This is a genomic window from Enterobacter sichuanensis, assembly GCF_002939185.1.
GTDB classification, from domain to species: Bacteria; Pseudomonadota; Gammaproteobacteria; order Enterobacterales; family Enterobacteriaceae; genus Enterobacter; species Enterobacter sichuanensis.
This window is the reverse complement of the sequence record NZ_POVL01000053.1, coordinates 1-18,754: the sequence shown is the minus strand read 5'-3', so window position 1 is coordinate 18,754 and position 18,754 is coordinate 1. Positions and strand designations below refer to the sequence as shown.

General features: G+C 55.0%; 15 protein-coding genes. 8 read left to right on the top strand and 7 right to left on the bottom strand.

Annotation, left to right across the window (positions count from 1 at the left end; genetic code table 11):
- Positions 1 to 9: 9 nt before the first annotated feature.
- From rutB to C5687_RS19680, 4 genes are all read right to left on the bottom strand, one after another.
- Positions 10 to 699: a pyrimidine utilization protein B gene (gene rutB / locus C5687_RS19695; protein ID WP_045284630.1), complete on the bottom strand. Its 690-nt coding sequence runs from the start codon at positions 697 to 699 to the stop codon at positions 10 to 12.
- Positions 699 to 1,790, bottom strand: a complete 1,092-nt coding sequence (gene rutA, locus C5687_RS19690) for a pyrimidine utilization protein A (protein WP_104557599.1) — start codon at positions 1,788 to 1,790, stop codon at positions 699 to 701. The genes rutB and rutA overlap by 1 nt, the downstream gene beginning before the upstream one ends.
- A gap of 440 nt (positions 1,791 to 2,230) precedes the next feature.
- Positions 2,231 to 2,782, bottom strand: coding sequence for a hypothetical protein (locus tag C5687_RS19685; protein ID WP_238380498.1), 552 nt, complete (start codon positions 2,780 to 2,782; stop codon positions 2,231 to 2,233).
- 495 nt (positions 2,783 to 3,277) lie between these two features.
- Entirely contained in the window at positions 3,278 to 3,850 is a 573-nt protein-coding gene (locus C5687_RS19680; protein ID WP_047958243.1) for a flavin reductase family protein, read from the bottom strand.
- A 129-nt stretch (positions 3,851 to 3,979) separates the two neighbouring features.
- On the opposite strand from C5687_RS19680, the gene C5687_RS19675 reads away from it, so the two are divergent.
- On the top strand, positions 3,980 to 4,879 hold the full coding sequence (locus C5687_RS19675; RefSeq protein ID WP_045284713.1) for a LysR family transcriptional regulator: 900 nt from the start codon (positions 3,980 to 3,982) through the stop codon (positions 4,877 to 4,879).
- Positions 4,880 to 5,081: 202 nt separating this feature from the next.
- Positions 5,082 to 5,720 (top strand): HTH-type transcriptional regulator RutR, encoded by a 639-nt coding sequence (gene rutR, locus C5687_RS19670; protein WP_104557598.1) that lies wholly within the window; start codon positions 5,082 to 5,084, stop codon positions 5,718 to 5,720.
- Here rutR and C5687_RS19665 read toward each other — a convergent pair.
- Together C5687_RS19665 and putA are read right to left on the bottom strand one after the other, a co-directional pair.
- Positions 5,717 to 6,112, bottom strand: a complete 396-nt coding sequence (locus C5687_RS19665; protein WP_104557597.1) for a lysozyme inhibitor LprI family protein — start codon at positions 6,110 to 6,112, stop codon at positions 5,717 to 5,719. The genes rutR and C5687_RS19665 overlap by 4 nt on opposite strands.
- A 51-nt stretch (positions 6,113 to 6,163) precedes the next feature.
- On the bottom strand, positions 6,164 to 10,126 hold the full coding sequence (putA, locus tag C5687_RS19660) for a trifunctional transcriptional regulator/proline dehydrogenase/L-glutamate gamma-semialdehyde dehydrogenase (RefSeq protein WP_104557596.1): 3,963 nt from the start codon (positions 10,124 to 10,126) through the stop codon (positions 6,164 to 6,166).
- Between the two features lie 423 nt (positions 10,127 to 10,549).
- Between putA and putP the strand changes: the two genes are divergently transcribed.
- Together putP and C5687_RS19650 are read left to right on the top strand one after the other, a co-directional pair.
- Positions 10,550 to 12,058, top strand: a complete 1,509-nt coding sequence (gene putP / locus C5687_RS19655; protein ID WP_095440999.1) for a sodium/proline symporter PutP — start codon at positions 10,550 to 10,552, stop codon at positions 12,056 to 12,058.
- 114 nt (positions 12,059 to 12,172) lie between these two features.
- Positions 12,173 to 12,592 carry a DUF3574 domain-containing protein gene (locus C5687_RS19650; protein WP_025755870.1) on the top strand — a complete coding sequence of 140 codons (420 nt, stop codon included), beginning with the start codon at positions 12,173 to 12,175 and terminating at the stop codon, positions 12,590 to 12,592.
- 72 nt (positions 12,593 to 12,664) lie between these two features.
- Here the strand turns inward: C5687_RS19650 and C5687_RS19645 are convergent, their stop codons facing one another.
- On the bottom strand, positions 12,665 to 13,849 hold the full coding sequence (locus C5687_RS19645; protein WP_104557595.1) for a NupC/NupG family nucleoside CNT transporter: 1,185 nt from the start codon (positions 13,847 to 13,849) through the stop codon (positions 12,665 to 12,667).
- A 251-nt stretch (positions 13,850 to 14,100) separates the two neighbouring features.
- Here C5687_RS19645 and efeU point away from each other — a divergent pair, with 251 nt between their 5' ends.
- The 4 genes from efeU to phoH all read left to right on the top strand — a co-directional run bounded on the left by efeU (position 14,101) and on the right by phoH (position 18,680).
- Positions 14,101 to 14,934, top strand: a complete 834-nt coding sequence (gene efeU, locus C5687_RS19640) for an iron uptake transporter permease EfeU (protein ID WP_025755868.1) — start codon at positions 14,101 to 14,103, stop codon at positions 14,932 to 14,934.
- Between the two features lie 40 nt (positions 14,935 to 14,974).
- A complete protein-coding gene (gene efeO / locus C5687_RS19635) occupies positions 14,975 to 16,102 on the top strand; it encodes an iron uptake system protein EfeO (protein ID WP_094918338.1) in 1,128 nt (375 codons plus the stop codon).
- A 5-nt stretch (positions 16,103 to 16,107) separates the two neighbouring features.
- The gene (gene efeB, locus C5687_RS19630) at positions 16,108 to 17,391 is read left to right on the top strand and encodes an iron uptake transporter deferrochelatase/peroxidase subunit (protein ID WP_104557594.1); all 1,284 of its coding nucleotides are present in this window, start codon (positions 16,108 to 16,110) and stop codon (positions 17,389 to 17,391) included.
- A gap of 500 nt (positions 17,392 to 17,891) precedes the next feature.
- Complete coding sequence (gene phoH, locus C5687_RS19625) at positions 17,892 to 18,680, top strand: phosphate starvation-inducible protein PhoH (RefSeq protein WP_024908976.1); 789 nt, start codon at positions 17,892 to 17,894, stop codon at positions 18,678 to 18,680.
- The last annotated feature ends 74 nt before the right edge of the window (positions 18,681 to 18,754 follow it).

Genomic DNA, 18,754 nt, shown 5'->3' with positions numbered 1-18,754 from the left:
TTTTTCTCCTCAGGCGATACGGGCGAGTGGAGGATTCAGGGCGTCGCAGAACTCCGCGACGTTACTGACCCAGCCAAAAAAGGTTTCGATATTGAACAGGGCCGCTTTCTGGGCGAATTCCGGCCCGGCCTGATGGGTCGCGTCTTCCAGCACCACGCCGAAATACTCCAGGAAGAAGCCGTCGCGCAGGGTGGACTCCACGCAGACGTTGGTGGCGATACCGGTGAACACCAGATGGCGTATCCCCCGGCTGCGCAGCAGGCTGTCGAGCGGGGTGTTGAAAAAGCCGCTGTAGCGCGGTTTGGGCAGCACAATATCGCCTTCCTGCGGGACCAGTTCGTCCACCAGCTGATAATCCCAGCCGCCTTTCGCCAGCAGTTTGCCCTGCAGCTCGGGCCGCTTGCGCATAGTTTTCAGGGCGTTCGATTTGTGGAAATTCGGTGAACCGGGGCCGCCGGCCTCAACGTACTGGTCGTCCCAGCCGTTCTGGAACCAGACAATGAGCATACCGGCGGCGCGTGCAGCGGCCACGGCGGTTTTGATATTCTCGATCACCGGTTGCGTCGCCGAGACGTCGAACCCCGCCAGATCCAGATACCCGCCGGGGCTGGCGTAGGCGTTTTGCATATCCACGACAATCAGCGCGCTCTGCTCAGGCGCAAAGGTAATGGCTTCCGGGCGTGCGTTCAGGGTCGTCATTACGCCACCTCCTTCGTAACGGCAGGGATGTGGGCGCGGCACTGCATCAGCGGCTGGATGCGCTCGCCGAAGGTTTCCACGCCGGTAAGGAAATCATCAAAGGTCAGCAGGACGCCTTCCGCGCCGGGAACGGCCGCCACTTCGTCGAGCATTCTGGCGACGCTGGCGTACGAGCCGACCAGCGTGCCCATATTGATATTGACGGCGGAGGTCGGGTCGGCCATCTGGCGAACGTTGGTGTCCGCGCCGGAGCGGGTATCCTTCTGGCTCTGTTCGGTGAGCCAGCTCAGGGCATCCTCGTCGGCGCCGTCCTTATAGCGCTCCCATTTGGCGCGCGCGGCGTCGTCGGTTTCGTCGGCGATCACCATAAACAGCACATACGAGCCCACGTCGCGCCCGGTTTTGTCGGCGGCCTCTTTCATCCGCGCGGCGGTCGGGGCGAAGGCGGCAGGCGTGTTAACGCCTTTACCGAAGCAGAAGTTGAAGTCGGCATATTTCGCCGAGAATGCCATTCCCGCGTCGCTCTGCCCGGCGCAAATCACCTTCATAGGAACCGACGGCTGCGGGCTGACGCGGCAGTCGTTCATGGTGAAGAAATCCCCTTTGAAATCGCTTTTGCCGGTACCCCACAGGTCGCGCAGCACCTGCACGTATTCGGTGAGGTAGTCGTAGCGACGAGAGAAGTAATCGTCACCCGGCCACAGCCCCATCTGCTCGTACTCCGGCTTTTGCCAGCCGGTGACCAGGTTGACGCCAAAGCGCCCGCCGGAGATGGAGTCGATGGTCGAGGCCATGCGCGCCACGATGGCCGGGGGCAGGGTGAGCGTGGCGGCGGTCGCGTAAATCTGAATCCGCGAGGTGACCGCGGCCAGCCCGGCCATCAGGGTGAAAGACTCCAGGTTGTGATCCCAGAATTCGGTTTTGCCACCAAAGCCGCGCAGCTTGATCATCGAGAGCGCAAAGTCGAAGTGGTAGTGCTCCGCTTTTTGCACAATGGCCTTATTCAGCTCAAAGGTGGGCATGTATTGCGGTGCCGTGGTCGAGATAAGCCAGCCGTTGTTGCCGATCGGTACAAATACGCCAATTTTCATCACGAACCTCTCTTCATCTCAGTGTGGGGTGAAAGTCAGACGTGGCGCTGCATCCTGCATATCCTGTTAAGCCTCGTGAAAAGGGATCTGCAAAGGGGATGCCAGTTTTTAAAAAGGCTTTGTTATTAATGTGTTAATCAGAGGTTGGTGAATTGGAATCAAATAAAGTGGACTAAATGGTCAAAAGAAATGCACGCAAAGCAGGCAGCGGTGCGCGATGACGGTGCAGGGGAGGCGAGGGTAATGCGGCAACGATCCCGGTGCGGAACAATTCATCACCAGACAACACGGATAGTGGTGCTCCATTCGCAAATTTCTTCACCCTTTTCAAATGCTTCATTTCCGTTTGGGTAACACAGGGTCAAATGTGCAAAAGGACACTGGCGCGCCCACCGATGACTATCAAGCTTCCATTATTCAGTGGGGCGCTTCTAAGATAATTATTTAGGACACATATCTCTATAGCTTGTCATTTTCATCCTGGTTGCTGCCCCAGTTGATTTATTTATTTCATATAACTCAAAATAGCACATGTTATCGTCATTCCGGTTCCTGAATTCATATAATTTGTCTTTTTCAGGCCGGATAACAAAGTCTTTAGTACAAAGTCTACCATCGCTAAGATGGTTTGAAGGCCATACGCCTAATAATTTCCCCGCTCGAACATAATATTCTGCGCGGTCAAGAGGGTATACGCCATCTGGCAATTTTGATTTTTTAAAGCCCTTATCGATATATACGGGGTTACTTTCGAAAGTTGTTCTTACGTGAGGGTAGTATCCTTTTGGAGGCATCTTATATGGCTGATTACAATCAAAATCCCCCCACATCATAGTATCGCTGGTAAAACCAATAATTCTCACTTCAGCCCGGTCTCCAGAGGTGACATCCTGCACATGATTAACGACAACCTCGCGTTGTATGCATCCTGTCATTGCAATAGATATGAGGAAGAAGGGGACGGCAACCAACGTTTTTGTTTTTTTTGACATAAATTAAATCCTTTTTAACCATTATGTGTAACGGCATCACTCTACCAGTCTAATAATATTAACTCCAGCAGAACTGGACGGTGACAGTTGTATGCGCAATGTGATGCAGGGTAAAGAAAAATGATTAACAAGGCTGCTGATGCGTCCTGGTGAGTCGGAAATAAAGACTTAAGTCAATTTTTTAAAATTAGGGATGTTCGTTCATATAGTGCTACCATATAATTTCAATGCTGGTATGTTTTTTTCAGCATTTAGTAAACTTGATACATATTACTACTCCGTGAAGGGTGGGGGCTAACGTGGGTGTAAAAAGAGAATCGCATATGTAGCAGCATACCGATTTGGACCACATAAGCAGAAGTGCAGAATGTCCGCCTCTGGCACCACCGGGAAAAGAATTTCTGCTTTGAGCAAAAAGCGGACATCTTAAGTGGTTTTTTTGTTACTACCTCTATGTAGCCATGTTATATGGCTACATTTATAAAGAAGTAAGGATTAGTCTTTTCCCGGACCATAATTAAATTTTGTACCTTTGCCAATGGCGTAAAACTGTCCGCCAGCCACGTAATGGACAGTACGCAATTCATCAGGCGCATCATCAAAAATCCAGTGCCCATTTTTGAAAACGCGGTCATCACTCCATGCTCCGACAATTTCCCCCATGAACAAGTTGTGCTGCTTTTCATTTTCTACATTGGGTATGACCTTACAGACTAACCAGCCTGCGCAACCTTCAACTAAAGGAAGATCAAACTCTTTCTGATAAAACAGTGGAATTTTACTGTTTTTATCGGGTGTATCAGAATAACTGTGGCCTCCAGCATATAAAACCATTTCCATTTGTTTTACTACTGGGATCTGGACAACGTAATATCCGCTTTTTTCTACAAGCCCGCGAGTAAATGCCTGTGGACCTATAAAAGCCATCACTTTGTTATTGCCTACTAACCCCACCCAAGCCGCTGCCATGACATTTTCAATGCCATCATTTTTAGCCGATATCATCGTCGTTGGCCCGACCTGCAATAAACGATAGGCTTTGTTTAACTCTACTGGTTGAATTGACATAATTTACTCTTTTGGGTTCTGATAAAAAATTAAGACAGGTTACTTATTTGATTGTTCGATTATATGACTGGAATAGTTGCAAATTAATTGCTATTATCTAAATACATTATTGCAATTTTCACAACAATCATGAACAAACTTGATGCTCTAAAGTTTTTTATCATTGCCTCTGAGACCCTAAACTTCCGCGAAGCAGCCATAAAGTTGTCGGTTTCACCATCAGTAGTAACCCGAACAGTCGCTGAGTTGGAGAAACAACTTGGTGAACCTCTTTTCAAACGCAATACTCGTTCGATCTTTCTTACCAGTTTTGGTGAGTTATTTTTACCCCAAGCGAAGCGACTGCTGGAAGATTCTGAAAAACTATTTCAGACAGCGAAAGATGATAATGAAATGAAGGGTATTGTTCGTATCACATTACTTCGATTTCCAAATCATGAACAAATCTTGTATGAACTATTGACTGCACTACGTCCATATCCAGAGTTATTTATCGACTGGCGTTTAGATATGATGAAACTTGATACTATCGAGCATCGTATCGATATAGGTATACGTGTAGGGCGAGAACCTAATCCAAACTTTATCATTAAAAATATCGGGCAAGTTGAACATATTTTGGTTGCGTCTCCTGAACTCATTGCGCGCCTGGGAGCACCAATTGATTTAGAAGATCTTCGACAGCGTTATCCATTTAGTGGTTTAATTAATCCTGAGACGGGAAAATCATTTGAGTTTATGAGTGACGCAGTGAATACTTTTGTCCCTCGCCATATTGAGTTTTATACTACAGACCCATACGCCGAAATTCAGGCTGCATTGGCCGGGAAAACGGTTGTACAATCCAGCGATTTTATCTGTAGAGAGTACTTAGCAAGCGGCCAACTTGTTCCCACACTGCCTGAACTGCGACAGGAGAAATGGCAATTTTATTTATATCGGCCTTACCAGTTGATTACTCCCAAAAGGGTGACGGTCGTTTTTTCGCTATTAGAAAAAATATTACGCAAATATTTCGCATCAAAATAACCGTCTCCTCAACGTCCGCTCGTGGCACAAAGCGGACTGTCTAAAGGGCCGAGGAACCCGCTATAAAGAACGGTTAGTCACATTCGCATTGGCCTCCCACAATAGCTTTTCCTTGTCGATTTTGCACAGACTCTGTACCCCAGGATGTCGAGAGAAAGCAGGGCTTTTGCTATGCTATGGCAAACCAATAAGGAGAGCGGGAATGACACAAGGCGCAGTGAAAACACCAGGTAAACGTTCGCAGGCCGTGAGTGCCAAGAAGCAGGCGATCCTCAGCGCGGCGCTGGAGACTTTTTCACAGTTTGGTATGCACGGCACGCGCCTGGAGCAGGTAGCGGAGCAGGCCGGGGTGTCCAAAACCAATCTGCTCTACTATTACCCATCGAAAGAGGCGCTGTATGTCGCGGTGATGCAGCAGATCCTCGACATCTGGCTGGCGCCACTGAAAGCGTTTCGTGAAGAGCTGGCCCCGCTGGTGGCAATCAAAGAGTACATTCGCCTGAAGCTGGAGGTCTCGCGCGATTATCCGCAAGCATCAAGGCTGTTCTGTCTGGAGATGCTGCAGGGCGCGCCGCTGCTGCAGGCGGAGCTGACGGGGGATTTAAAACAGCTGGTGGACGACAAGTCGGCCATTATTGCCGGATGGGTGGCCAGCGGAAAGCTGGCGCCCGTCGACCCGCATCATCTGATCTTTATGATTTGGGCTTCAACCCAGCATTACGCTGACTTTGCGGCCCAGGTTGAGGCGGTGACCGGAAAAACGCTTCAGGATGAAGCGTTTTTCCACAGCACCCTGGAAAATGTGCAGCGGATGATTATCGAAGGGATCCGCGTGCGTTAGTTTCCCGGCGGGAGAGGGCAGCTTAAGTCGCCCTCTTCACACTGCATCAGCGAGGCCAGAAACGCTTCACGCTCCGCGGTTTTCTCCGCCAGGCACTGATTAACAATCATCGGCTGAATGCTGCCGCCTTCCGTACCCGAACCGATAAACGCACAGTCCGCATCACGCAGGGTAATCCACGCCTGCTGCGCTTTTTTCAGCAGCTCGCGCTGAGGGGCTGCCGCGCGCTTGATGGCCGCCTGATACGTCTGGTTGAGCTTTTTATCGGCAGCCTGATACTGCTGCGCGCTACAGGTATTCAGTTCAAGCTGGGTGGTCGCTTTGTCGCACTCGTCGGCCAGCGCGCTGGCGCTCAGCAGCAGTGCTGCACCTGCGATAAGAAATCGTTTCATACACTCCCCAATTAAATAAGGCTCCGTCTCCGGAGCCTTATTAGCACAGCGTTAGCCGATTGTCATCAGGCTGGCGTTACCGCCTGCCGCCGCGGTATTGACGCTGAGTGAACGTTCCACGTACAGACGCTCCAGCAGCAGGTTGGTTTCCCCGCGCGCGAAGCCCTGCACCGAAACAATCGCCCCGCTGCGGGCCGCCACCTGCTCGCACAGTTCGCGCAGCTGGTCAGAATCACCGTGATAGATCACCGCGTCAAACGGCTGCGTCAGCAGCGCATCGGCCTTCGCGAAGTGAATGCGCGCCGAGACCGCTTTCGGCAGCTGTTTTGCCAGGTCGCGGTGCAGCGCATCTTCCGGCCACAGCACTTCACAACCGGTTGCCATCGCTGCGGCCAACTGCACCAGCGCATCCTGCTCGTTATCCGCCACGCACAGCACGCGCTCGCGCGGCATCAGCGTCCAGGTGTTGCGCTCGCCAGTTGGCCCTGGCAGCAGACGCTGCGTACCGGCCTGCGCCAGCTCGCCGTACTGCTGTGCGAGGGCACGCAGTTCAGGACGTTTTTCCGCCCATGTGATGAGGGCTTCCAGCGGCTGCGTCAGCACGGTTTTCAGCTGCGCGTCTACCGGATAGTCCGCGTCCTGACGCGCCAGCGTTACGCCCAGCGCGTTCTCCGGACGGTTCGCCAGCAGACGGTACAGGTAGAGCGGGCCGCCCGCTTTCGGACCGGTGCCGGAGAGGCCTTCGCCGCCGAACGGCTGCACACCCACCACCGCGCCGACCATGTTGCGGTTAACGTACAGGTTACCCACTTTGGCGTTACCGGTGACCTGCGCGATGGTCTCGTCGATACGGGTATGCACCCCGAGCGTCAGGCCATAGCCGGAGGCGTTGATCTGCTCAATCAGCGCGTTGAGGTTATTGCGGTTGTAGCGCACCACGTGCAGTACCGGACCGAAGACCTCTTTTTTCAGCTCGTCGAAGCTTGCCAGCTCAATCAGCGTTGGCGGCACAAAGGTGCCGGTACGCCATTCGCGGGCATCTTCACTGGTTTCACGCACGGCCTGGAACACCGGACGGCCTTTTGCGCGCATCGCCTGAATATGGTTTTCGATATTGGCTTTCGCTTCCGCGTCGATCACCGGCCCGATGTCGGTGGTGAGACGGCCCGGGTTGCCCATGCGGCATTCGGCCATCGCGCCGCGCAGCATCTTCAGCGTGTGGTCGGCCACGTCATCCTGCAGGCACAGCACGCGCAGGGCGGAGCAGCGCTGACCGGCGCTGTCAAAGGCGGAGGCCAGCACGTCAACCACCACCTGCTCGGTGAGCGCGGAGGAGTCGACGATCATGGCGTTCATCCCGCCGGTTTCGGCGATGAGCGGAGTCGGACGACCCTGCGCATCCAGACGGGTGGCAATATTGCGCTGCAGCAGGGAGGCCACTTCGGTTGAGCCGGTGAACATCACGCCGCGCACGCGGTTATCGGCGGTCAGTCTGGCGCCTACCGTTTCACCACGTCCTGGCAGCAACTGAACCACGCCCGCCGGCACGCCGGCTTCCAGCAGGATGTTGATGCCCTGCGCGGCAATCAGCGGGGTTTGCTCTGCCGGTTTGGCCAGCACGCTGTTGCCTGCGGCCAGGGCGGCGGCAATCTGGCCGGTGAAGATTGCCAGCGGGAAGTTCCACGGGCTGATGCAGACGACCGGACCCAGCGGACGGTGGGTTTCGTTATCGAAATCATCGCGCACCTGGCCTGCGTAATAATGCAGGAAGTCGACCGCCTCGCGCACTTCGGCAATGGCGTTGCTGAAGGTTTTCCCCGCTTCGCGCACCAGAATGCCGATAAGCTGTTGCATCTGATCTTCCATCAGCACCGCCGCGCGTTCCAGAATGGCGGCGCGTTCCTGCGGCGGGGTGGCGAACCAGATAGGGGCGTTGTTCACCGCGCTCTGCAGCGCCTGCTCTACTTCCGCGTCGGTGGCTTCACGCACGTAGCCGACGATATCTTTTGGCTCCGCCGGGTTGATCACCGGCTGCATTTCACCGTCAGCAACCGGCTGCTCCAGCATCGGTTTGGCCTGCCATTTCTGCAGCGCGCTGTTGAGCAGGGCAGAGGAGAGGGAGGCCAGACGGTGTTCGTTGGCAAGATCCAGACCCGCCGAGTTAACGCGGCCTTTGCCGTACAGCTCGCGCGGTAGGGGAATTTTCGGATGCGGCAGGCCAATCTGACCTTCCTGAGCCGCCATCTTCTCAACGGCCAGTACCGGATCGGCCACCAGCTCGTCCAGCGGCAGCGTGGTGTCGGCGATGCGGTTAACGAAGGAGGTGTTCGCACCGTTTTCCAGCAAACGACGCACCAGGTACGCCAGCAGGGTTTCGTGGGTGCCCACCGGGGCGTAAATACGGCATGGGCGGTTGAGCTTGCCGTCCGCCACTTTCCCGGTCACCTGTTCGTACAGCGGTTCACCCATGCCGTGCAGGCACTGGAACTCGTACTGGCCCGGATAGTAGTTCTGCCCGGCCAGGCTGTAAATCGCCGCCAGGGTGTGGGCGTTGTGGGTGGCGAACTGCGGATAGATCAGGTTCGGCACGCCAAGCAGCTTTTTCGCACAGGCGAGGTAAGAGACGTCGGTGTAAACCTTGCGGGTATACACCGGATAGCCTTCCAGCCCTTCCATCTGGGCGCGTTTGATTTCGCTGTCCCAGTAGGCGCCTTTCACCAGACGGATCATCAGGCGGCGACGGCTGCGGCTGGCGAGGTCAATCAGGTAATCAATGACGAACGGGCAGCGCTTCTGGTAGGCCTGGATAACGAAACCAATGCCGTTCCAGCCCGCCAGCTCCGGCTCGAAGCACAGTTTTTCCAGCAGGTCGAGGGAGATCTCCAGACGGTCGGCCTCTTCGGCGTCGATGTTGATCCCGATATCATACTGGCGCGCCAGCAGGGTCAGGGACTTCAGGCGCGGATAGAGCTCTTCCATTACCCGGTCGTACTGCGCGCGGCTGTAGCGCGGGTGCAGGGCGGAGAGCTTAATCGAGATGCCCGGGCCTTCATAAATACCGCGGCCGTTAGAGGCCTTGCCGATGGCGTGAATTGCCTGCTGATACGAAACCATGTAGGCCTGCGCGTCGGCGGCGGTCAGGGCGGCTTCGCCCAGCATGTCATAGGAATAACGGAAACCTTTATCTTCCAGTTTGCGGGCATTCGCCAGCGCTTCGGCAATGGTCTCCCCGGTCACAAACTGCTCGCCCATCAGACGCATCGCCATGTCCACGCCTTTGCGAATCAGCGGCTCGCCGCTCTTACCGATAATGCGGTTCAGGGAGCGGGAGAGGTTGGCTTCGTTATGGGTCGAGACCAGTTTACCGGTAAACAGCAGGCCCCAGGTCGCGGCGTTAACGAACAGCGACGGGCTGCGGCCAATGTGCGAATGCCAGTTACCGTTGCTGATCTTGTCGCGGATCAGCGCGTCGCGGGTGGCTTTATCCGGAATACGCAGCAGCGCTTCCGCCAGACACATCAGCGCCACACCTTCCTGTGAAGAGAGGGAGAACTCCTGCAGCAGACCCTGTACCATCCCGGCGCGGCCGGTGGCGGTCTTCTGGTTACGCAGTTTGTCCGCCAGCTGATACGCCAGGCTGTGCGCCCGGGCGGCAATCTCCTCCGGCAGACGGGCCTGCTCCAGCAGCATTGGTACCGCGTCGGTTTCGGCGCGACGGTATGCGGCGGTAATGGCGGCGCGGCTGACGGACTGCGGCAGGATCTGCTCGGCGAATTCGAGGAACGGCTGGTGAGTTTCGTCGCCCGTGACCGGTGCTTCCTCGCTTTCATTGGCGGCACCGGCGAGCAGGGCAGGCAGCTCCGGCAGGCCCTCGTCGCTCTCGAGTCTTTCGAGGTAGTTAAAAATCGCCTGCTTAATTAACCAGTGCGGCGTGCGGTCAATGCGGGTTGCTGCGGTCTTAATCCGTTCGCGGGTTGCGTCATCCAGCTTAACCCCCATGGTGGTCATACCCATGCCAAAGCTCCTGTTGTTCTTTCATCGTGTTTGGTCGTTAGCGTGAAATATCCACCATGTTGCAACTTTGTGCAACCGTGTTAAATGTGACCTGGTCTGCAACCCAGAAAATGAATGGATTGTTAATGAATGGTTAGCTGAAAAAACGCACCGGACAAGTGACGGGAAGCCTGGTTTTATGCGGGAGTTAACACTTTTCAAAGGTGCAACCCGTAAAAGCGTGAGCGAGTGCAACCTATAGGAAACTCGTATCAAACCGGGGATGAAATTGATGTAAATGCAGTGTTAAATCGTTTGTCAGCGGGAGGCGCATACGGCAGGATAGCGCGCCCAACCGAAACACAAGATACCATCACCTCGTTCCGGTGATCTTATAACAAGGCAACCTGGATGGTTGTCGCTCGACACTTTTGGAGAATTTGAATGGCAATTAGCACACCGATGCTGGTGACATTTCTCGTTTATATTTTTGGCATGATCCTGATAGGGTTTTTGGCATGGCGTTCAACGAAAAACTTTGACGACTACATTCTGGGCGGACGCAGTTTAGGCCCGATGGTGACCGCACTCTCGGCGGGCGCATCGGACATGAGCGGCTGGCTGCTGATGGGTCTGCCGGGGGCGATTTTCATCTCCGGTATCTCCGAAAGCTGGATCGCCATCGGTCTGACCGTGGGCGCATGGATCAACTGGAAGCTGGTGGCAGGCCGTCTGCGCGTGCATACCGAAGCGAACAATAACGCCCTGACGCTGCCGGATTATTTCACCGGACGCTTTGAAGATAACAGCCGCATCCTGCGCATTATCTCTGCTGTCGTTATTCTGCTGTTCTTTACCATCTATTGTGCCTCCGGCATTGTGGCCGGTGCGCGCCTGTTCGAAAGCACCTTCGGCATGAGCTACGAAACCGCCCTGTGGGCCGGTGCTGCCGCCACTATTCTGTACACCTTCGTGGGCGGCTTCCTCGCCGTTAGCTGGACTGACACCGTGCAGGCGAGTCTGATGATTTTCGCGCTGATCCTGACCCCGGTGATTGTGATTTTCACCGTCGGCGGCTTTGGTGAATCGCTGGAAGTGATCAAGCAGAAGAGCATTGAAAACGTCGACATGCTTAAAGGGCTGAACTTTGTGGCCATCGTGTCGCTGATGGGCTGGGGTCTGGGCTACTTCGGTCAGCCACACATTCTGGCGCGCTTTATGGCCGCGGACTCTCACCACACCATCGTCCATGCCCGTCGTATCAGTATGACGTGGATGATCCTCTGCCTGGCCGGGGCGTGTGCGGTAGGCTTCTTCGGTATCGCGTACTTCAGCAATAACCCGGCGCAGGCGGGCGCGGTGAACCAGAACGCCGAGCGCGTGTTTATCGAGCTGGCGCAGATTCTGTTTAACCCGTGGATTGCCGGTATTCTGCTCTCCGCCATTCTCGCGGCGGTGATGTCCACCCTGAGCTGTCAGCTGCTGGTCTGCTCCAGTGCGATCACCGAAGACCTCTACAAAGCCTTCCTGCGTAAGGGCGCGAGCCAGAAAGAGCTGGTGTGGGTAGGGCGCTTTATGGTGCTGCTGGTGGCGCTGGTGGCGATTGCGCTGGCGGCCAACCCGGAAAACCGCGTGCTGGGCCTCGTGAGCTACGCGTGGGCAGGCTTCGGTGCGGCGTTTGGTCCGGTGGTGCTGTTCTCCGTTATGTGGTCACGCATGACCCGTAACGGCGCGCTGGCGGGGATGATTATCGGTGCGGTCACCGTTATCGTCTGGAAACAGTTTGCTTGGCTGGGGCTGTACGAAATCATTCCAGGCTTCATCTTCGGCAGTATCGGTATCGTGGTCTTCAGCCTGCTGGGTAAAGCACCGTCTGCCTCCATGCAGAAACGTTTTGCCGAAGCAGACGCGCACTACCACTCTGCACCGCCGTCTAAGCTGCAGCCTGACTAATCCTCCCCCTCACCTTAACCCTCTCCCCAAAGGGGAGAGGGAATAAACCTCTCTTGCTAAATTCTGCAATTTACGTTGATATCGCTGTGCTTATAACAATGAGGATAGCGACATATGACAATCAAAACAGGGTTAATGGCAGGGGCATTATTGCTGCTGGCAGGCTGCACCGTACCGTCGCAGCACGCTACGGTTGAAACCTGCAAAGCGGATAACCAGATGCAGCAAACCACGCTCTATTTCGGACTGAATCGCCCGGCCGGGGCGCAGATCACCAGCAATGAATGGCAGCAGTTTGTCGACCAGGACGTGACGCCGCGTTTTCGCGATGGCTTAACGGTGTTTGACGCGCGGGGGCAGTGGCTGGGGAACGACGGGAAAGTGGCGCGTGAACCGAGCAAGGCGCTGATGCTGATCCACGGTAACGATGCGCAGAGCGAGAAGAACATCGAAGCGTTACGCGGGATATATAAGTCCCGCTTTGCGCAGGAGTCGGTGATGCGTGTTGACCAGCCGGTGTGCGTACAGTTTTAATGAAAAACGGCGGGATTACCCGCCGTTGTTGTACCGTAGGCCGGGATCGCTGCGCGTCACCCGGCAAAAAAATTACAACACCAACCCCGCAAAGCTCGCCGACAGCAAACTCACCAGCGTCGCGCCGTAGACCAGACGCAGACCGAAACGCGACACCACGTTCCCCTGCTGCTCGTTCAGGCCCTTGATCGCGCCCGCCACGATGCCGATGGAGGCAAAGTTCGCAAACGACACCAGGAAGACGGATAAAATCCCCAGCCCGCGCGGGGACATCTGATGCGCGATTTTTTGCAGCTCAATCATCGCCACAAATTCATTCGCCACCAGTTTGGTTGCCATAATACTGCCCGCGTTTAAGGCGTCACTGAGCGGAATCCCCACCAGCCACGCCAGGGGATAAAATACATACCCCAGGATATGCTGGAAGCTCATGCCAAATACGCTGGAGAAGAGGGCGTTAACGGCGCTAATAAGGGCGATAAAGCCGATCAGCATGGCCAGAATAATCATCGCCACTTTAAAACCGGCCAGAATATATTCGCCGAGCATCTCAAAGAAACTCTGGGATTCATGCAGTTTTTCGAGCTTAACCTCCGCCTCCGCTTCCGGGCGCGCCGGGTTGATGACCGAGAGAATAATAAAGGTGCTGAACATGTTGAGAATCAGTGCCGCGACGACATATTTGGCATCGAGCATGGTCATATAGGCGCCGACAATCGACAGGGAGACCGTCGACATGGCCGTGGCCGCCATGGTGAACAGACGGCGTGAGGAGAGATCGCCCAGCACGCCTTTGTAGGCAATGAAGTTTTCAGACTGACCGAGGATCAGCGAACTCACCGCGTTAAAGGATTCCAGCTTGCCCATACCGTTCAGTTTGGACAGCAGCGTGCCAATCACCCGAATAAAAATCGGCAGAATGCGCCAGTGCTGAAGAATACCAATCAGCGCGGAAATAAAAATAATCGGGCAAAGCACGCCGAGGAAAATGAACGCCAGCCCTTTTTCCCCCATTCCGCCAAAGACGAAATTGGTGCCTTCGCTGGCAAATTTGAGCAGTGACTCAAAAAATCCGGATACGTATTTAATCAGGAATAACCCGCTTTCGGCATGCAGGAAAAAGAACGCCAGCGCAATTTCAATAACAATCAGCTGTAAAACAAAACGAAGGCGAATTTTTCGGCGGTCAAAACTCGTAAGCCAGGCCAGCGCAAGAATAATCACCAGCGCCAGCAGGAAATGGACAATTTTAAACATGGTTTATTTTCAGTTAGGTTGCGAGGCGGATATTTAGCCACAGCCCTGAATCAGCGTAAATGGGCATTTTCGTTATAACTTATAAACCTGAACGTTACGTACGTCATTATTATCAGGCTTTGCGTTTACAACTCGTCATCAAAACAGCGTACATTTCGCTTGTGTTTCTTTTCGCGGTAATGATAATCACTATCACAAGAATTTACCTTTCTTTGCATCAGTTGACCGCGATAAACATTTAAGGTGTCGGCATGTTTGTTCCATTTCTCATTATGTTACGTGAAGGGCTCGAAGCTGCCCTCATCGTTAGCCTCATCGCCAGTTATCTGAAGCGAACCCAGCGTGGGCGCTGGATTGGCGTGATGTGGGTCGGGGTATTCCTTGCCGCGGCGCTTTGTCTGGGCCTGGGTATCCTTATCAACGAAACCACCGGGGAGTTCCCGCAGAAAGAGCAGGAGCTGTTTGAAGGTATCGTCGCTGTGATTGCGGTGGTGATCCTCACCTGGATGGTGTTCTGGATGCGTAAAGTCTCGCGTAACGTGAAGGTGCAGTTGGAACAGGCGGTGGATAACGCGCTGCAAAAGGGCAATAACCACGGCTGGGCGCTGATCATGATGGTCTTTTTCGCCGTCGCGCGTGAAGGGCTGGAGTCGGTTTTCTTCCTGCTGGCGGCATTCCAGCAGGATGTGGGGATCTGGCCACCGGTAGGCGCCTTGCTGGGCCTTGCCACCGCCGTGGTGCTCGGTTTCCTGCTCTACTGGGGCGGTATTCGCCTTAACCTGGGCGCCTTCTTCAAGTGGACCAGCCTGTTTATTCTGCTGGTGGCGGCGGGGCTGGCGGCGGGGGCAATTCGCGCCTTCCATGAAGCAGGCCTGTGGAACCATTTCCAGGACGTGGCGTTTGACCTTAGCAACGTTCTCTCCACGCACTCGCTAACCGGCACCCTGCTCGAAGGTATCTTCGGTTACCAGGAAACGCCGAGCGTCAGTGAAGTGGCGATGTACTTTATTTATCTGGTTCCGGCGCTGGTGCTGTTTGCTCTGCCGCCGCGCACCGGCACGCAGGCGTCGCGCGTTACGCCATAATTTTAGTTTTAGTTACAACATACTTTTAAAGGGAAGAGTCATGGCAATTCAGTTCCGTCGTAGTGCGTTATGCGCAGGCATTGCCGCGCTGTTCGCTTCTGCATTCTCCGCCTGGGGCGCGGATGTTCCTCAGGTTAAAGTGACCGTCAATGACAAACAGTGTGAGCCGATGACGCTCACGGTGAACAGCGGCAAAACCCAGTTCATTATTCAGAACCATAGCCAGAAAGCGCTGGAGTGGGAGATCCTGAAAGGGGTTCTGGTGGTGGAAGAGCGCGAAAACATCGCCCCTGGCTTCAGCCAGAAGATGACCGCTAACCTGCAGCCGGGCGAATATGAGATGACCTGCGGCCTGCTGACCAACCCGAAAGGAAAGCTCATCGTCAAAGGTGAAGCAACGGCCGATGCGGCGAAAGGCGCTGCGGTGCTGAGCCTGGGTGAGGCCATTACCGCGTATAAAGCGTATGTCACAAAAGAGACGGCGGATCTGGCGGCGGCAACCAAAGCCTTTACCGATGCGGTGAAAGCCGGTGACATCGAAAAAGCGAAATCCCTCTATGCGCCGACCCGTCAGCACTACGAGCGTATCGAACCGATTGCCGAGCTGTTCTCCGATCTGGATGGCAGCATTGATGCCCGCGAAGATGATTTCGAGCAGAAAGCCGCCGATCCAAAATTCACCGGTTTCCACCGTCTGGAGAAGGCCCTGTTCGGCGATAACACCACCAAAGGGATGGAGAAGTATGCCGACCAGCTGAACAGCGACGTGCTGGAACTGCAAAAGCGCATCAGCGAGCTGGCCTTCCCGCCGTCAAAAGTGGTGGGCGGTGCGGCCGGTCTGATTGAAGAAGTGGCCGCGAGCAAAATCAGCGGTGAAGAGGACCGCTACAGCCATACCGATCTGTGGGACTTCCAGGCTAACGTCGACGGCGCGCAGAAAATTGTTAACCTGCTGCGTCCTCAGCTGCAGAAAGAGAACGGCGAACTGCTGGCGAAAGTGGACGCCAACTTCAAAAAGGTCGACACCATTCTGGCGAAGTACCGTACCAAAGAAGGCTTTGAAACCTACGACAAGCTGACCGATGCCGACCGTAACGCGCTGAAAGGCCCGATTACCGCCCTGGCGGAAGATCTCTCCCTGCTGCGCGGCGTACTGGGTCTGGACTAAGCACCATGAATAAGCATAACGAGAACGATGTGGCTGAGCCTTCCCGTCGTCGGTTGTTAAAAGGGGTCGGGGCGCTGGGTGGCGCCTTTGCTCTGGCGGGCGGGTGTCCGGTGGCGCATGCGGCGAAACCGCAAAGCGCGCCCGGCACGCTGTCACCCAATGCCCGCATGGAGACGCAGCCGTTTTATGGCGAGCATCAGGCTGGCATTCTGACCCCACAGCAGGCCGCCATGATGCTGGTGGCCTTTGATTCGCTGGCCAGCGATAAAGCTGACCTGGAGCGTCTGTTCCGCCTGCTGACCACGCGCATCGCGTTTCTCACGGCGGGGGGACCGGCTCCCGACACGCCGAACCCGCGGCTGCCGCCCATGGACTCCGGTATTCTGGGGCCGTTTATCGCCCCGGATAACCTGACCATTACCGTTTCGCTCGGGGAATCGCTGTTTGATGCGCGTTACGGGCTGGCAAAACAGAAGCCGAAAGCGCTGCAAAAAATGACGCGTTTCCCTAATGACTCGCTCGATGCTGCCCTCTGCCACGGCGATCTGCTCCTGCAGATCTGCGCCAATACGCAGGACACGGTGATCCACGCCCTGCGCGACATCATCAAGCACACGCCGGATCTGCTCAGCGTGCGCTGGAAGCGGGAAGGGTTTATCTCAGACCATGCCGCCCGCAGCAAAGGCAAGGAGACGCCTGTCAACCTGTTGGGCTTTAAGGACGGCACGGCTAACCCGGACAGCCAAAATGGTGCGCTGATGAAAGAGGTGGTGTGGGTTACTGCCGAGCAGGGCGAGCCGGCATGGGCGGTCGGCGGAAGTTACCAGGCGGTGCGAATTATTCAGTTCCACGTTGAGTTCTGGGACCGTACGCCTCTCAAAGAGCAGCAGACGATCTTTGGTCGTGATAAGCAAAGCGGCGCACCGCTCGGCATGAAGAATGAGCATGACGTGCCCGACTACGCCAGCGATCCGAATGGCGATGTGATTGCGCTCGACAGCCATATTCGTCTGGCCAACCCGCGCACCAAAGAGACGCAGTCGAGCCTGATGATGCGCCGGGGATACAGCTACTCGCTCGGGGTGACCAACTCCGGTCAGCTCGATATGGGGCTGCTGTTCGTATGCTACCAGCACGATCTCGAGAAGGGGTTCCTGACGGTACAGAAGCGCTTAAACGGCGAAGCGCTGGAAGAGTACATTAAACCTATCGGCGGCGGCTATTTCTTTGCTCTGCCAGGCGTGCGCGACAGCAACGCGTATCTCGCTCAGGGTCTTATTGAAGCCTGATAATTGTCCCCGCAACCGTTCGCGGGGACATTATTTTTTCATATGACTATCCTGCTGTTATATTTCTGTAATATTTCTGTATGAGACTGATTTCCACTGTAGGGACAGTCCTAAAAGTTGCATTCAGGTAAAATAAATGTTGCATTTATGATAACTCCTGATGTACTTAAGATAAGACAGCGGTAGTTCCCGGCAGTGATGCTGAATCACTATGGAGATCGCGAATGGTTGCGTCCTGTACTGGACAAGGTAAACATAACAACCGCAGCACCCGGCGCGGAGGCTCAGACTCCGGCAGCGATTTCCTCACCACTAAATTCTCCCCCATCCCTCAAGAATCTGATTCGACCGACGTGCAGAACGGTGCGCGTAGCTGTTCCGTATCGTCATCCGATAAAGCAAGCAATGGCTTACAAGGAAGCCAACCCTCTGATGTTCGTGCGCATAATCGTGCCGAAGCTGGCGCGTGTGATGAATACCAACAACTCAAGGTGCTATCCATGGGAAGACAAAAAGCAGTGATCAAAGCTCGTCGCGAAGCAAAACGTGTGCTGAGACGGGATTCACGTAGCCATAAACAGCGTGAAGAAGAATCGGTCACCTCGCTTGTGCAGATGAGTGGCGTAGAAGCAATTGGCATGGCCCGTGACAGCCGTGATAATTCTCCAATTGTGGCGCGCAATGAGGCTCAGGCGCACTACCTGAATGCTATCGAGAGTAAACAGCTCATCTTTGCAACCGGTGAAGCCGGATGCGGGAAAACCTGGATCAGTGCGGCCAAAGCGGCGGAAGCGCTGATCCATAAGGACGTGGAAAGAATCATTGTGACCCGTCCGGTACTGCAGGCTGATGAAGATCTCGGTTTCTTACCCGGAGATATTTCGGAGAAGTTTGCCCCGTACTTCAGGCCCGTCTATGACGTGCTGGTGAAACGTCTGGGCGCATCCTTTATGCAGTACTGCCTGCGACCAGAGATTGGCAAGGTGGAAATCGCGCCGTTCGCCTATATGCGCGGACGTACATTTGAAAATGCGGTCGTCATTCTTGACGAGGCTCAGAACGTGACCGCTGCGCAAATGAAGATGTTTTTAACGCGCCTCGGGGAGAACGTGACGGTTATCGTTAACGGCGATATTACCCAGTGCGACCTGCCGTCCGGCGTGAAATCCGGACTGAGCGACGCCATGTCACGTTTTGAGGAAGATGAGATGATTGGGGTGGTACGCTTTACCAAAGAGGATTGCGTGCGTTCGGCGCTCTGTCAGCGGACGCTGCAAGCCTATTACTGAGTTTGCTGTTGTGTTCAAGGCCCGGGAAACCGGGCTTTGTTTTTTGTGCATTTTATTCCCTCTCCCTTGGGGAG

What these genes read in the sequence shown, in the direction of transcription:
- rutB (WP_045284630.1), bottom strand. Translation starts at nt 699, where the DNA reads ATGACGACCCTGAACGCACGCCCGGAAGCCATTACCTTTGCGCCTGAG.
- rutA (WP_104557599.1), bottom strand. Translation starts at nt 1,790, where the DNA reads ATGAAAATTGGCGTATTTGTACCGATCGGCAACAACGGCTGGCTTATC.
- C5687_RS19685 (WP_238380498.1), bottom strand. Translation starts at nt 2,782, where the DNA reads ATGTCAAAAAAAACAAAAACGTTGGTTGCCGTCCCCTTCTTCCTCATA.
- C5687_RS19680 (WP_047958243.1), bottom strand. Translation starts at nt 3,850, where the DNA reads ATGTCAATTCAACCAGTAGAGTTAAACAAAGCCTATCGTTTATTGCAG.
- C5687_RS19675 (WP_045284713.1), top strand. Translation starts at nt 3,980, where the DNA reads ATGAACAAACTTGATGCTCTAAAGTTTTTTATCATTGCCTCTGAGACC.
- rutR (WP_104557598.1), top strand. Translation starts at nt 5,082, where the DNA reads ATGACACAAGGCGCAGTGAAAACACCAGGTAAACGTTCGCAGGCCGTG.
- C5687_RS19665 (WP_104557597.1), bottom strand. Translation starts at nt 6,112, where the DNA reads ATGAAACGATTTCTTATCGCAGGTGCAGCACTGCTGCTGAGCGCCAGC.
- putA (WP_104557596.1), bottom strand. Translation starts at nt 10,126, where the DNA reads ATGGGTATGACCACCATGGGGGTTAAGCTGGATGACGCAACCCGCGAA.
- putP (WP_095440999.1), top strand. Translation starts at nt 10,550, where the DNA reads ATGGCAATTAGCACACCGATGCTGGTGACATTTCTCGTTTATATTTTT.
- C5687_RS19650 (WP_025755870.1), top strand. Translation starts at nt 12,173, where the DNA reads ATGACAATCAAAACAGGGTTAATGGCAGGGGCATTATTGCTGCTGGCA.
- C5687_RS19645 (WP_104557595.1), bottom strand. Translation starts at nt 13,849, where the DNA reads ATGTTTAAAATTGTCCATTTCCTGCTGGCGCTGGTGATTATTCTTGCG.
- efeU (WP_025755868.1), top strand. Translation starts at nt 14,101, where the DNA reads ATGTTTGTTCCATTTCTCATTATGTTACGTGAAGGGCTCGAAGCTGCC.
- efeO (WP_094918338.1), top strand. Translation starts at nt 14,975, where the DNA reads ATGGCAATTCAGTTCCGTCGTAGTGCGTTATGCGCAGGCATTGCCGCG.
- efeB (WP_104557594.1), top strand. Translation starts at nt 16,108, where the DNA reads ATGAATAAGCATAACGAGAACGATGTGGCTGAGCCTTCCCGTCGTCGG.
- phoH (WP_024908976.1), top strand. Translation starts at nt 17,892, where the DNA reads ATGGGAAGACAAAAAGCAGTGATCAAAGCTCGTCGCGAAGCAAAACGT.